General features: G+C 64.8%; 14 protein-coding genes and 1 pseudogene. 11 read left to right on the top strand and 4 right to left on the bottom strand.

All coding sequences use genetic code 11. The features are described 5' to 3' along the window. Nucleotides 1-125 (top strand): annotated as a pseudogene (locus VF643_RS05625) (IS630 family transposase); the annotation flags it as partial. Between the two features lie 158 nt (nt 126-283). Next, complete coding sequence (locus VF643_RS05630) at nt 284-652, top strand: hypothetical protein (RefSeq protein WP_331042396.1); 369 nt, start codon at nt 284-286, stop codon at nt 650-652. A gap of 78 nt (nt 653-730) precedes the next feature. On the opposite strand, the gene VF643_RS05635 is transcribed toward VF643_RS05630, so the two are convergent. From VF643_RS05635 to VF643_RS05645, 3 genes are all read right to left on the bottom strand, one after another. Next, on the bottom strand, nt 731-1,714 hold the full coding sequence (locus VF643_RS05635; RefSeq protein ID WP_331042397.1) for an NAD-dependent epimerase/dehydratase family protein: 984 nt from the start codon (nt 1,712-1,714) through the stop codon (nt 731-733). Between the two features lies 1 nt (nt 1,715). Continuing rightward, entirely contained in the window at nt 1,716-3,017 is a 1,302-nt protein-coding gene (locus VF643_RS05640) for a UDP-glucose/GDP-mannose dehydrogenase family protein (protein ID WP_331042398.1), read from the bottom strand. A gap of 171 nt (nt 3,018-3,188) precedes the next feature. After that, on the bottom strand, nt 3,189-3,656 hold the full coding sequence (locus VF643_RS05645; RefSeq protein ID WP_331042399.1) for a PilZ domain-containing protein: 468 nt from the start codon (nt 3,654-3,656) through the stop codon (nt 3,189-3,191). Nucleotides 3,657-3,940: 284 nt separating this feature from the next. Here VF643_RS05645 and VF643_RS05650 point away from each other — a divergent pair, with 284 nt between their 5' ends. Together VF643_RS05650 and VF643_RS05655 are read left to right on the top strand one after the other, a co-directional pair. After that, nucleotides 3,941-4,063, top strand: a complete 123-nt coding sequence (locus VF643_RS05650) for a hypothetical protein (protein ID WP_331042400.1) — start codon at nt 3,941-3,943, stop codon at nt 4,061-4,063. Between the two features lie 172 nt (nt 4,064-4,235). After that, the gene (locus tag VF643_RS05655; protein ID WP_331042401.1) at nt 4,236-5,624 is read left to right on the top strand and encodes a sugar transferase; all 1,389 of its coding nucleotides are present in this window, start codon (nt 4,236-4,238) and stop codon (nt 5,622-5,624) included. Nucleotides 5,625-5,790: 166 nt separating this feature from the next. On the opposite strand, the gene VF643_RS05660 is transcribed toward VF643_RS05655, so the two are convergent. After that, nucleotides 5,791-6,486: a calcium-binding protein gene (locus VF643_RS05660; protein WP_331042402.1), complete on the bottom strand. Its 696-nt coding sequence runs from the start codon at nt 6,484-6,486 to the stop codon at nt 5,791-5,793. A 13-nt stretch (nt 6,487-6,499) separates the two neighbouring features. Between VF643_RS05660 and VF643_RS05665 the strand changes: the two genes are divergently transcribed. The 7 genes from VF643_RS05665 (at nt 6,500) to VF643_RS05695 (ending at nt 13,670) form a co-directional block, all read left to right on the top strand. Further along, the gene (locus VF643_RS05665) at nt 6,500-6,766 is read left to right on the top strand and encodes a hypothetical protein (RefSeq protein WP_331042403.1); all 267 of its coding nucleotides are present in this window, start codon (nt 6,500-6,502) and stop codon (nt 6,764-6,766) included. Continuing rightward, on the top strand, nt 6,763-7,101 hold the full coding sequence (locus VF643_RS05670; protein ID WP_331042404.1) for a hypothetical protein: 339 nt from the start codon (nt 6,763-6,765) through the stop codon (nt 7,099-7,101). The genes VF643_RS05665 and VF643_RS05670 overlap by 4 nt, the downstream gene beginning before the upstream one ends. A 105-nt stretch (nt 7,102-7,206) precedes the next feature. Continuing rightward, the gene (locus VF643_RS05675) at nt 7,207-8,472 is read left to right on the top strand and encodes an MFS transporter (protein WP_331042405.1); all 1,266 of its coding nucleotides are present in this window, start codon (nt 7,207-7,209) and stop codon (nt 8,470-8,472) included. Between the two features lie 59 nt (nt 8,473-8,531). Then, nucleotides 8,532-8,987: a MarR family winged helix-turn-helix transcriptional regulator gene (locus tag VF643_RS05680; RefSeq protein WP_331042406.1), complete on the top strand. Its 456-nt coding sequence runs from the start codon at nt 8,532-8,534 to the stop codon at nt 8,985-8,987. Between the two features lie 80 nt (nt 8,988-9,067). Next, entirely contained in the window at nt 9,068-10,492 is a 1,425-nt protein-coding gene (locus tag VF643_RS05685; protein ID WP_331042407.1) for an aldehyde dehydrogenase, read from the top strand. Between the two features lie 85 nt (nt 10,493-10,577). After that, on the top strand, nt 10,578-11,414 hold the full coding sequence (locus tag VF643_RS05690; RefSeq protein ID WP_331042408.1) for a p-hydroxycinnamoyl CoA hydratase/lyase: 837 nt from the start codon (nt 10,578-10,580) through the stop codon (nt 11,412-11,414). Nucleotides 11,415-11,582: 168 nt separating this feature from the next. Then, on the top strand, nt 11,583-13,670 hold the full coding sequence (locus VF643_RS05695; protein ID WP_331042409.1) for an acetate--CoA ligase family protein: 2,088 nt from the start codon (nt 11,583-11,585) through the stop codon (nt 13,668-13,670). Nucleotides 13,671-13,690: the final 20 nt, after the last annotated feature.

Here is a 13,690-nt window from a genome sequence, read left to right on the forward strand (position 1 = left end):
TGATGCGAAAGGCAGCCGAGCGATCCCACGAGGCGACATGGCGCCGCGTCGGCACACTCCTCGATACATTCTCCGCCTCAGAATGCCGAAAATATCTCGTCAACTCCGGATACGGGTCAGCCTGATGTCATCCGACTCTAAGGGCCCGCGAATGGCCGCCCAGGCTAAGCTTTCAAAATGTAGTTCAAGCCGGCGCTGCCCCGGCTGATATCCGATATGCGCGCCTGCTCGTAGCCGAGCTATTACGTCATCCACGGCGCGACGCGCTGCCTGGTTGCGGAGGATGTCGGCCGCGACCCTCGTCCGCTCCGCAGGCGCGTTCGGAGGCGCGACTGTCGATACCACCTGCTCGATCACCCCGCGGCCGTTGACGGCGGCGCCCGGCTGGCACGGTCACCCAAATCCACGTCAACGACGGCGACAGGTTTCGCAAGGGCAATATGCCGGACTGCCGACGTATGACCCGACCGAGCATTTCGAGCATGTGCGCCGAAAGGGTGACTTCCGCTGTTCACCCCCGCGCTCGCTGCGCTGGACGGCGTCGCCATCCGCGACATGGCACGGGATCGCCCGTTGCGCGACCCGGCCGCTGCCACGGCGGACGATCCCGCCGCTGCCGCTGACCGCGGTCGATCCTGCCAGCGTGCCATGACCGCTGTTCCGGCCATCATACGTCGCGGTCAGGGAGCGAACACGATCCCCGAGTAGCGGCTGGCCGGTTCGTCAGCCTCTACGCCGCATCGCCGTAATAGCCGCGATACCATTCCACGAAGCGGCCCAGGCCCTCAGCCAACATCACCTTGGGCTTGTAACCCGTGAGCGCGTGGAGCTTCGACACGTCGGCATAGGTGGCGGTCACGTCGCCCTGCTGCATCGGCCGCATGATCTTTTCCGCCTTGCGCCCGATCGCCTGCTCCAGCGTCTCGATCATCTCCATCAATCCGACGGGATGGCTGTCGCCGATGTTGAGCACCCGGTGGCCGCCATCGGCGGGGGGATGATCGAGCGCGCCGATCACCCCGTCGACGATGTCGTCGATGTAGGTGAAGTCGCGCGCCATCTTGCCTTCGCCGTAAACCTCTATCGACTGGCCGGCCATGATCCGCTGGGTGAAGGAGAAATAGGCCATATCGGGGCGACCCCACGGGCCATAGACGGTGAAGAAGCGCAGGCCCGTCTGCGGCATCTTGTAGAGCGTCGAGTAAGACTGGCTCATCAGCTCGCACGCGCGTTTGGTCGCGGCATAGAGCGAAACGGGCGAGGCGGCGGGTTCGTCCTCGCTGAACCCCTGCCCGCCCATCGGCTTGTCGCCATAGACCGACGAGGACGAGGCATAGACGAGGTGCTCCAGCCCCTCGGCATGGCGGCACCCTTCCATCACGGCCAGATGCCCGGCCAGGTTGGAACGCTGATAGGCGAAGGGGTTCTCGATACTGTATCGCACCCCGGCCTGTGCGGCGAGATGGACGACCCGCGTGATCTTCTCGCGCTTCATCAGCTCTGCGACTACGCCGGCATCGGCGATGTCCATCCGCTCGAACCGAAATCCCTTCAGCCCCTCGAATGTCGCCAATCGAGCGTGTTTGAGCGCCGGATCGTAATAATCATTGACGATGTCGACGCCGACGACCTCTTCACCCCGGGCGAGCAGACTGTGGGCGGTGGCATGGCCTACGAAACCGGCGGCACCGGTAACCAGGATGGGCGCCGCCATGTCACCGACCGACGGCGTGATAGACGAAGCCGGCCTGCTCGACCATTTCGCGCGGATAGACGTTGCGGAGATCGACGATGATCGGCTCGCTGAGCAGCTCCTTCACCCGCTTGAAGTCCAGCGCGCGGAAGGCATCCCACTCGGTGACGATCGCGAGTGCGTCGGCGCCCTCCATCGTCTGATAGGCGCCGTCGCAATAGACGACGTTGTCGAGAACCTTCTTGGCCTGTTCATGACCCTCAGGATCATAGGCGCGCACGGTGGCGCCAGCATCCTGCAGCGTCTGAATTACCGCGATCGCCGGGCTGTCACGCATGTCGTCGGTATTGGGCTTGAAGGTCAGGCCGAGCACCGCAACGGTCTTGCCGCGGACGTCGCCGCCCATCGCCGCGATCACCTTGCGGCCCATCGCGCGCTTGCGATTATCGTTGACCGCGACGACCGCCTCGACGATCCGCTGCGGCGCCTCGTAATCCTGCGCGGTCTTGAGCAGCGCCAGCGTGTCCTTGGGGAAACACGATCCGCCGTAGCCGGGACCGGCGTGGAGAAACTTGTTGCCGATACGGCCATCCAGGCCGATACCCCGCGCCACGTCCTGAACGTCTGCGCCGACCTTCTCGCACAGGTCCGCAATCTCGTTGATGAAGGTGATCTTGGTCGCCAGGAACGCGTTGCCGGCATATTTGGTCAATTCGGCCGCGCGGCGACTCATTTCGACGAGCGGCGACTTGTTGAGGTACAGCGGGCGATACACGCCGCGCATCACCGCCAGCGCGCGCGGATCGTCGGAGCCGATGACGATGCGATCCGGACGCTTGAAATCGTCGATCGCGGCGCCTTCGCGCAGGAATTCGGGGTTGGATGCCACAGCGAAGTCGGCCTCCGGATTGACCTCGCGGATAATCCGCTCGACCTCGTCACCGGTGCCCACGGGTACAGTCGATTTGTCGACGATCACCGTGAAGCCGGTCAGCGAACGGCCGATCTCCTCGGCTGCGGCATAGACATAGCTGAGATCTGCATGGCCGTCGCCGCGCCGCGACGGCGTGCCGACCGCGATGAAGATCGCTTCGGCATCCTTGATGCCCTCAGGCAGATCGATGGTGAAGCGCAGCCGCCCGGCCGCGACGTTGCGCGCGACCAGTTCGTCCAGGCCCGGCTCGAAGATCGGCATCACGCCGTTCAGCAGCAGGTCGATCTTGCGCTGGTCCTTATCGACACAGACGACTTCATGCCCAAAATCCGCAAAGCAGGCTCCGGAAACGAGACCGACATATCCCGATCCAATCATGGTGATGCGCATGCTGTCGATTTACCCCTTGTCTGATGATCAGGCTGCTCGCGTCTGCCACCCTCAATTGGGGACTATGCGGTCGCCAACCGGCCATCCCAGAATGACCAGTCCGCGCTTTAGCACGGCAGAACGCGAAAACCAGAGCCGAGTGTCGCGGAGGACGCTCAGCGGTGTACGCGGTCAGCCGAAAAGCAGGAAAGTTCCGGCGGCCACTGCTGCCCAACACGCGGTCACTGCGATGCCAAGCAACGACATACGCGCGCGAGGGCTCCATTTCGCCGTGGCGGCGGGAGCGTTCCACGAGGCAGACTGATTCGGAAAAGAAGCGATGTTGCTCGGTCCGAAGGCGGACGTCACAGCCCCCGCCGAGAGCGGCGCGTCAAACGCGCAGCCATAGCCGCGACTGCTCTTCCAGACGATGCGGCAAGGCGTAAGACCCACATTGGCCAAGCCGATGCTGGCGGAGGCGTTGCGCTCTAGTTCGGCCGGTGTCTGGATGCAGCAGCCGTCGCGGGTCAGATCGCTGACCGTCACCTCGACCGGATCCTGCCCGTCGATGCGCAGCGTTCCCGTTCGGCCGAAAGCGGCACGCGGGGTTGCTCGGCGGTCGGCGAAGCGATGAGCGGCTTGACGGGCGGTGGTAGCCATCGGTGCTGGCGTCCTAATTCGGGTCGTTCCCCCCGTTGTGCGCCCAAACCCTTGCCGTCATCTTAAGATGGCTGCGACCGATGGCGCGCGCCTGCGCAAACGCCCGCAAAAGTCCTCCCTTCAGTCATCTGAGGCCGCCCAGATTCGGCCGCTCGGGAACGCTCGTCGCGTGGCCAACAAAAAATTTCATTTTAGGACTGGCGCAATCGTACAAAAACGTTGAAATCGGTTGTTAACGATAATTGAACGTACCAAGCGCAAACCAAATTGCGCGGAGAGGGATCATGATGACGGTACAGCCGCCCCCGACAGTCGATCTGATGCCCGGGAGCTTCGCACGCGGCCTGGTAGGATCGTTGCTCATCGGCATGACCGCATGGGCGGGGCTGATCGCGCTCTTTCTGTAGACCATCGCCGGTTGGACGTTGTGCGCCGGGCGGTGATGATCGTGCTATTGTAAAATGTACCTCGCCGAGGTCGGATGCATTGACCTCGGCTTTTGTTTAATACCCTCCTAGTCTTTCGCGCGTAACCGTTGCGGGGCGGCTACAGCGCTTCTGGGTCGATGAGGGAAAGTGAGTGAACGGACCATCTGTGGATCACGCGGGCGATTCGCCTGGTGATCTCCTCCACCTGTCGCATAGCGTATCGCCTCATGTGATGCGTATCCGCCTGTGTCTGGCGGTTGCGGCGCTCGATTCGTTTGCCATGACGATGGCGTTCCTCGTGGCGCGGCTGCTCAAGCACACCGGCGACAATTGGTACGCGATCCTGGCCGTGGGCCTGCCGATCTACATGGGCACCGCGCTCAATGCCGGTGGCTTTTCCGTCCAGACACTGCGCCGTGCATCCGCCAGCATCTCGCGCGCGCTCCAGGCGCTGCTGTTCACCTTTGCGACGCTGTTCCTGATCTCCTACTTCTTTCGCGCCGAGCAGGATCTGTCGCGATTGCTGCTGGCAACGACGATGGGAACCTCGGCGCTGCTGATCATCGCCTTCCGCTACGGCGTGAGTGCCATCGTCGCGAAAAGATGGCGCGGCGCGCTTACCGCCGAGATGGTCATTCGCGACGGCGTGCATATCGACGTCACACCGCCGATGCGGGTCGTCGATGCGCAGCGGATGGGGGTGGTGCCCGATCTGCGCGATCCCGTGATGCTCAATCGTTTCGCCGGACTGGTGAAGGGGATGGACCGGGTCGTCATCGCCTGCGCCGCTGAGTCCCGCAAGAACTGGGCGATGATGCTAAAAGGAGCCAACGTTAACGGAGAAGTCGTGGTGGACGACATCGCCGCCATCGGCGCGATCGGCCTCAGCGCGCTCGATCGGCACACCACGCTGACGGTGTCGGCCGGCCCCCTCGACATGAGCCAGCGGATCGCCAAGCGCAGTTTCGATCTAGCCTTGTGCATTCCGGCGCTGGTGGCGCTGGCTCCCGTCCTCGTGATCACCGCCCTGGCGATCAAGCTGGATAGCCGCGGCCCGGTCTTCTTCAAGCAGCGCCGCATCGGCCGCGGCAATGCCTTCTTCGAGATCCTGAAATTCCGCAGCATGCGCGTCGACATGTGCGATGCCGACGGCAATCAATCTACGAGCCGCGACGACGACCGGATCACCCGCGTCGGACGCTTCATACGGCGGACCAGCATGGACGAGCTGCCGCAGCTGCTCAACGTCGTCGGCGGGTCGATGAGCCTGGTCGGCCCGCGCCCCCATGCGCTGGGCTCGCTCGCCGGCGAGGATCTCTTCTGGGATGTCGATGAGCGGTATTGGCATCGTCACGTGCTCAAGCCGGGCATCACCGGGTTGGCCCAGGTCCGCGGCTTCCGCGGCGCGACCCAGCACCGGGACGATCTGACGCGCAGACTCCAGGCGGACCTGGAATATGCCGCCGATTGGTCCATTTGGCGCGACGTCATGATCCTGGCATCGACCGTTCGGGTCGTGGTTCACCACAACACCTATTGAGCCAGCACCGATCGGGTTTGGTGCGCTCGGCTTCGGTGACTTCCAACCAACAGCCTGCCGCAAGCGGCAGGCTGTTGGCATGCGGACTGTCGTACTTGGTCCACCCTTCACAGTATCACAATATTGCGCCAAGAGAGCAGGCAGGTGGAACTCGGCGCCTTCTTCCCTAACAAATCCGCGTCGGGGGCGATGCGCTCCCGCTCGGGGAAGCCGGGCCGTGGCAAGGAAAACCTCGCCGCATCCGATGATGCCGCGGGGTTCTTAAGGTCGCAGCGATTCGACGCCTCAGAGCAGGAGATCGGTCGCGCTGAGCGAGCCACCCGAGACGAAGAAGCTGAGTCGGCGACGCCATGCCATCCAGGTCGCCCTGTACGGTCAGGCCTCCGCTCATGGCTGCATAGCGAAGCCGCCCCGCGACATTGCCAAAGGCCGCCGTTCCGATGAACGCGAACGCATTGTCCGCTCCGCCTGCAATCGCGTCGAGCCCAGCCCAGCCCAGCCAGGTCGATCCTGTCGCCCTGCGCATAGGACGAGTCGAACAGTCGAGCAGAACCGCCCGTGATGGCATCGGCATCGAAGGTGAACCGATCCGGGCCGCGTCTCCCTTGATCCACGCGTCCAGCCTATCGAACGTGATGCGATCGTCGCCCGCGCCTCCCGGAAGGCTGTCATTGCCAAGATCGCCCGCAATGACGTCATTGCCGGCACCTTGGATCGTATCGTTGCCGCCAGCGCCGGACAGCGTGTCGACACCGGCGCCGCCGTTCAGCACGTCGTTGCCGCCTCCGCTCATCAGCGTGTCGTCGCCCTTGCTGCCGCGCAACGTGTCCGCATCGGCCCGGCGCATTGGCGTATCGATCACCCACTATCGCGACATGAAGGCTTATTTGACGCGCGACGGCGAGAATTCGCCGCTTCTCTTCCGCCAGACTACCAACCGCGACAAGCAATGGCAGTTCAGTCAGGAAGTGCAGGTCGCCGCCAAGCTGCTGGACGATCGGCTGAACTATGGCCGTCATGCGCCTGTCCGCCGGTTTTCGCTCAACACAGCCGTCCGCTATCTCGACGCGAAATACACCTCCGCCGGGAAGGATTGGGGCCGACCCAGATCCTGCCGGTCACGCCGGCCAGTCAATTCGTGAAGGCGCCCGAATGGACGGTGACAACCAGCGTCGATCTGAGCCACGAACTCGCAGACGCCAGCGAGGCTGCGTTTCGCCTTGATTACACGGTGTACAGCCGCATCTTTCACGACGTCGCCAATTCGCCGATCATCGCCGACGATGGCTATGGTCTACTCAACGCACGGCTGAGCTATGCGCTGCCGGGCAAACGTGTGATCTTATCGGTTTTTCGGCACCAAGCTGACCAACACCTTGTATGTGGCATCGGGCAACGTGTTGGGCGCATTCGGGCTGGCGGAGGTAAGCTACGACCGGCCGGGGGAATGGGTGTAAGCGCGGACTTCAGGTTCTGATGGGCAATGATCCGTTACGTCGCGATCGCTTCGATCCGATGAAGGATGATCGGGAGGCACAGGCGAATGGCTAGCGATCCGCGGGCGATCATAGATTCCGCGCCGATGTCCCATTTCCAGTGGGGCATCATCACGACGATGGTTGGGCTGAACGCGCTCGACGGATTTGATGTGCTCTCGATCAGCTTCGCGTCGCCCGGCATCGCCGCCGCTTGGGGCATCGATCGCGCGGCCCTGGGGTTCGTGTTATCGATGGAATTGATCGGCATGGCGATCGGATCGCTCGTGCTCGGCGGCGTCGCCGACCGCATCGGCCGCCGGGCGACCATCCTGGCGTGCCTGGCGGTGATGGCATGCGGCATGTTCGGTGCGTCGAGCGCACATGATGTTACTACGCTGTCGGCCTGGCGGGTGCTGACAGGGCTGGGCATCGGCGGCATGCTGGCGGCGACGAACGCGGCGGCGGCGGAGGCCGCCAATGCACGCCGCCGCGCCTTGTGCGTGGTGTTGATGGCGGGGGGTTACCCCCTTGGCAGCGTGATCGGCGGGTCGGTTTCCGCGGTGTTGCTGGCACGCTATGACTGGCGGGCGGTGTTCGTATTCGGCGGAATCGTCACCCTGGCGATGATCCCGCTAGTGCTATGGCGGGCGCCCGAATCGGTCGCGTTCCTGATGCACCGGCGGCCACCGGGCGCCCTGCCGCGGATCAATGCGACGCTCCGCCGGATGGGTCACCCGCCGATCGCCGCGCTGCCTGAGGCCGATGCGACGCGGGCGACGGTGCCGCTGGCGCAACTGTTCGACGCCACGCTGCGGCGTACCACGCTGGTGCTGACGATCGCCTATTTCGCGCACATCATGACGTTCTACTTCATCCTCAAATGGATACCCAAGATCGTCGTCGACATGGGGTTCGCCCCGTCCGCTGCTGCCGGCGTACTGGTATGGGCGAGCGTCGGCGGCGCGAGTGGATCGCTGGCGCTAGGGCTGCTCACCGCTCGCGTGCGGCTCGTCTCGCTTACCATCAGCGCGATGGTGCTGTCGACGATCCTGATCGTCGCCTTCGGGCGCGGGCAGACCAGCATAGGTGCGTTGTCGGCGATCGCGGCGGTTGCCGGCTTTGCGACCAACGCCGGCGTCGTCGGACTCTATGCCCTCATCGCTCAGAGCTTTCCGACCGGCGTGCGCGCGACGGCGACCGGATTCGTGATCGGCGTCGGCCGTGGCGGATCGGCACTGGCGCCTGCGCTTGCGGGAATGCTGTTCGCTGCGGGTTATCTGTTGCCCACCGTCGCAATCCTGATGGCGCTGGGCTCCGCGGTAGCGGCGGTGGCGATCGTCCTGCTGCACCCCCGGGGCGTCGCCGCTTGAGACGGCAGCCAACGACGACTATCGCCAACGATACGGGACGATCGAGGCACGTGGCGGCTATGACAGAAGGCAATGATGGGATCGCCCTGGGCGTCCTCGACGGACTTATGGGTTACCATATGCGGCGCGCGTCCGCGGTGTTCGCCGGCGATTTCAGCCGCGCCGTCGCGGACACGGGGATGCGCCAGGTGCTGTTCGGCATCCTCTCCATCATCGCCGCCAATCCCGGCATCAATCAGGGGAATGTCGGTCGCGCTCTGGGCATCCAGCGGGCGAATATGGTGGCGCTAGTCAACGATCTCGTCGATCGTGGCCTCGTGAACCGCGAAACCGCGGCCGACGATCGCCGTGCATTTGCGCTGAACCTCACGCCGGCGGGGGAAGAAAGCGTGGCGGCGGTGCTCGAGCGTATCCGCGTGCACGAGGATGCGTTGCTGAGCGATCTCAGCGCCACCGAACGCGCAGACCTTGTCGCGTTGCTGGCTCGCATTGAGGCCAAGGAAGTGTCGGCCTGAACTCCCATCACGCGTACGAAACCGGTTGATTGCTCATTCTCGATAAGTTATACATCATAGCAATAATTGGGAGAGGACGCATGGCGACGGTTCTGGAAGCACGCGAACGCACCTTCGATCGGCTGAATCCGGTGACCGGCGAGGTTGCCACGACCGCAACCGCCGCCAGCGTCGAGGAAGCGAATGCCGCGGTTGAGCGCGCCGCTGCCGCCTTCCCCGCATGGTCTGCGCTTGGCCCCAATGCCCGGCGCGCGTTGCTGAACAAGGCCGCCGACGCGCTGGCCGCGAAGGCCGACGATTTCGTCGCCGCGATGATGGGCGAAATCGGCGCGACCGAAGGCTGGGCGCGCTTCAACCTGATGCTCGCGGTCGGCATGGTGCGCGAGGCCGCGGCGCTGACCACGCAGATCGCGGGTGAGGTCATCCCTTCAGACAAGCCCGGCTGCATCGCTATGGCGCTGCGCGAGCCGGTCGGCGTGATGCTGGGCATCGCACCGTGGAACGCACCGATCATCCTGGGCGTCCGCGCGATCGCAGTGCCGCTGGCATGTGGCAATACGATGGTGCTGAAAGCCAGCGAGCAATGCCCGCGCACGCACCAGTTGATCGCGCAAGCGTTCGCCGACGCCGGCCTACCCGACGGCGCGGTCAGCATGGTCACGAATGCGCCGGTCGACGCCGCGGACATCGTGGGCGCGCTGATCGACCATCCGGAGATCAAGCGCATCAACTTCACCGGATCGACCCATGTGGGCCGGATCATCGCGCAGCGTGCGGCGGCCCATCTGAAACCCGTGCTGCTCGAACTCGGCGGCAAGGCGCCGCTGATCGTGCTCGACGATGCGGATTTGGACGAAGCGGTGAAGGCGGCGGCGTTCGGCGCGTTCATGAATTCCGGCCAGATCTGCATGTCGACCGAACGGATCATCGTCGTCGACAGCGTGGCGGACGCCTTCGTCGAGAAGTTCGCCGCCAAGGTCGGCACGATGCCGGTCGGCGACCCACGCGAAGGCAAGACGCCGCTTGGCGCGGTGGTCGATCAGAAGACGGTCGATCATGTGAAGTCACTGATTGCCGATGCGATCGGCGCTGGCGCGGTGCAGGTCAACGGCGGGGCGAGTGACGGCGTGCTGATGCCCGCGCACGTGATCGACAAGGTGACGCCCGCGATGAAGCTGTTTCGCGACGAGAGCTTCGGCCCCGTCGTGGGCATCATCCGCGCCCGCGACGAGGATCACGCGATCGCGCTCGCCAACGACACCGAATACGGACTTTCGGCGGCCGTCTTCACCCGCGACACCGCGCGCGGGCTGCGGGTCGCGCGCCGGATCAAATCGGGCATCTGCCACGTCAACGGGCCAACCGTGCGCGACGAGGCGCAGATGCCGTTCGGCGGCACCAAGTCCTCGGGCTACGGCCGCTTCGGCGGCAAGGCCGGGATCGACGCCTTTACCGAATTGCGCTGGATCACGATCGAAACCGAGCCGGGGCATTACCCGATTTGAATGCGCGCCGTTCGTGTCGAGCGAAGTCGAGACACAGAACTGGCGCACTGATCCTCGACTTCGCTCGAAACGAACGGATTGTACTATGACCGAACTCAGCAGCAACGGCACCGTCAGCTACGACATCGTGGATCGTATCGCGTGGGTGAACTTCAACCGTCCCGAGAAGCGCAACTGCATGTCGCCGACGCTGAACCGCGACATGATGGAGGTGCTCGACCTGCTCGAACATCGCGACGACGCCGGCGTGCTGGTGCTGTCGGGCGAAGGCACCGCCTGGTCGGCCGGCATGGACCTGAAGGAATATTTCCGCGAGACCGAGGCCAAGGGGCTGGGCGCGACGCGGGCTGCGCAGCGCGAAAGCTATGGCTGGTGGCGGCGGCTGCGCTGGTATCAGAAGCCGACGATCGCGATGGTCAACGGCTGGTGCTTCGGCGGCGGCTACGGCCCGCTGTTCGCGTGCGACCTGGCGTTCGCCGCCGACGAGGCGCAGTTCGGCCTGTCCGAGATCAACTGGGGCATCCTGCCTGGCGGCGGCGCGACCAAGGTCGCAGTCGAACTGCTGCCGTTCCGCAAGGCGATGTATCACGCGATGATGGGCGAGAACATCGACGGCAAGACCGCTGCCGATTGGGGCCTGGTCAACGAGTCGCTGCCGCTTGCCGCTTTGAAGGAGCGGGTCATGGCGGTCGCCAACGTGCTGTTGGCCAAGAACCCCGTCGCGTTGAAAGCCACGAAGGATGCGGTGCGCCGCGTGTCGATCATGAGCTACGACGATGCCGAGGATTATCTGATCCGCGCGCAGGAAGCGGCGAACAGCTACGACAATCACGGCCGCAAGGAAGGCATCCGCCAGTTCATCGACGAGAAGAGCTACAAGCCGGGTCTGGGCGCCTACGACAAGGACAAGGCGGGGGCCTGACCTCGAAAACACCTCCCCGCGCGCGGGGAGGTGGCAGCCCGCAGGGCTGACGGAGGGGGCTCGCCTGTCTCGGAACGCTCTGTTTGCGGCCGGCCACCCCTCCACCAGCTTCGCTGGTCCCCCTCCGCGTGCCGGGGAGGAATTGGACACACATTCGGAAGCGACATCATGCCCGACCTCTCCCGCCTGCTCGCCCCCCGCTCGGTCGCGATCGTGGGCGCGTCTCCCACCCCCGGTGCGCTCGGCAAGTCGGTGCTCGACAATCTCGAACGCCACGGGTTTGCGGGCGCCATCCACCTCATCAACCCCAAGCGCGATTCGATCGACGGGCGCCCCTGCCTGAAGTCGATCGACGATCTGCCCGACGGCGTCGACGCCGCAGTCCTCGCTATCCCCCGTTCGGCCGTACTCGGCGCAGTGCGGGCGTTGGCGGCAAAGGGGGTCGGTGCCGCGGTGATCTTCGCCGCCGGGTTCGCAGAAGGCGGCGAGGAGGGACTCGCCGCACAGGCGGAGGTAGCGCGGATTGCGGCCGAGAGCGGCATGGTAATCGAGGGGCCGAATTGCCTGGGGATGACCAATTACATCGCGGGCGTGCCGCTGACCTTCGTCGAGACGCCGGCGCGGCGTCTGGATGGCAGGCCGGGCATCGGCATCGTCAGCCAGTCCGGCGCGATGGCAGTGGTGCTGGGCACGACGCTGATGGCCAAGGATCTAGGACTTTCGATCTCGGTCTCTACCGGCAACGAGGCCGCGTCGGGAGTGGAGGATTATGTCGCGCACTTGATCGACGAACCGAACACGCATGTGATCGGCATGATCGTCGAACAATTCCGCAGTCCCGCACGGTTTCTGCGCCTCGCCGCGCAAGCGCGAAACGCGGGCAAGACGATCGTCCTTCTCCATCCCGGCACGTCGAGCGCTGCACGCGAGAGCGCGGCGACCCACACCGGCGCGATGGCCGGCGACTGGCAGCTGATGCAGACCAAGGTAGTGCGCGCGGGCGTGATCCTGGTCGACAGCCTGGAGGAACTCGGCGACGTCCTGGACATCGCACTGCGGGCGAAGCCGGTACGTAGCGGCGGCACCGCAGTGCTGACCGAATCTGGCGCGTTCAAGGCGCTGACGCTCGACCTGGCCGAGCGAATCGGGCTTTCGCTTCCTGCGATCGACGGCGTTACCGGCACGGCGATGCGCGCGGCTATCCCGGACTTCATCCCCGTATCCAACCCCATGGACCTGACCGCACAGGCGCTGGTCGATCCCGACCTCTATCGCCGCACCTTGGCGCCGCTGCTTGCGGACGATGCATTTGCTGCCGTGGTGCTGGGCATCATCCAGACCGACGCGGCGACCGCAGCGCGCAAGTTCCCGCCAATCACCGCGGCGATCTCGGCTCTCGCACCGGACAAGCCGGTGATCTTTGCCGGGCTGGACGACGGCGCGGCTGTGCCGATCGACTATATCTCTGCACTTCGCGCTGCCGGCGTGCCCTATTTCCCCTCGCCTGAGCGCGCGTTTCGCGCACTGCGGCGGTTGATGGCAGCCGGAGAGCAGGACAATGCGCAGGCCGATGTCGCGCCGGTCACCATCGACCTGCCGAGCGGGGTTATCCCCGAATATCGCGCGAAGCAGTTGCTCGCTCCGCTGGGCGTGCCATTCCCAAAGGGCGGGTTCGCCGCGAATGTCGACGACGCCAGAGCGATTGCTGCCACCATAGGCTACCCCGTCGTTCTAAAGGCACAGGCTGCAGCGCTCAGCCACAAGAGCGATGCCCGAGGCGTCATCCTGAATATCGCCGACGAAGCCGCACTGATCGCGGCATGGCGCCAACTCTACGACAATGTCGCGGCTTATAACGCCGCCATCACGCTGGACGGCGGGCTGATCGAGGCGATGGGCGCGCGCGGAACCGAATTGATCGTCGGCGCGAAGAACGATCCCGAATGGGGTCCGGTCATTCTTGTCGGCTTCGGCGGGGTGCAGGCCGAACTGCTCCACGACGTCCGCCTGCTGGCGCCAGACCTGACGCCGCAGGTGATCGCGGCGGAACTGCGCTTGCTCAAGAGCGGCGCGTTGCTCGATGGCTTCCGTGGCTCGCCTGCGCTCGACGTCGATGCGGTCGCCACGATCATCTCCGCGCTCGGATCGCTCTTGCTCGGCACGCCTTCGATCCGCGAAATCGATCTTAACCCGGTCGTCGTCTATCCGCGTGGCCAGGGCGCAGTTGCGCTCGACGCGCTGATCCTGGCGGCGTGAGCGCGTCGCGTTCCGCATGA

It is taken from the genome of Sphingomonas sp., assembly GCF_036387595.1.
Lineage (GTDB): Bacteria > Pseudomonadota > Alphaproteobacteria > Sphingomonadales > Sphingomonadaceae > Sphingomonas.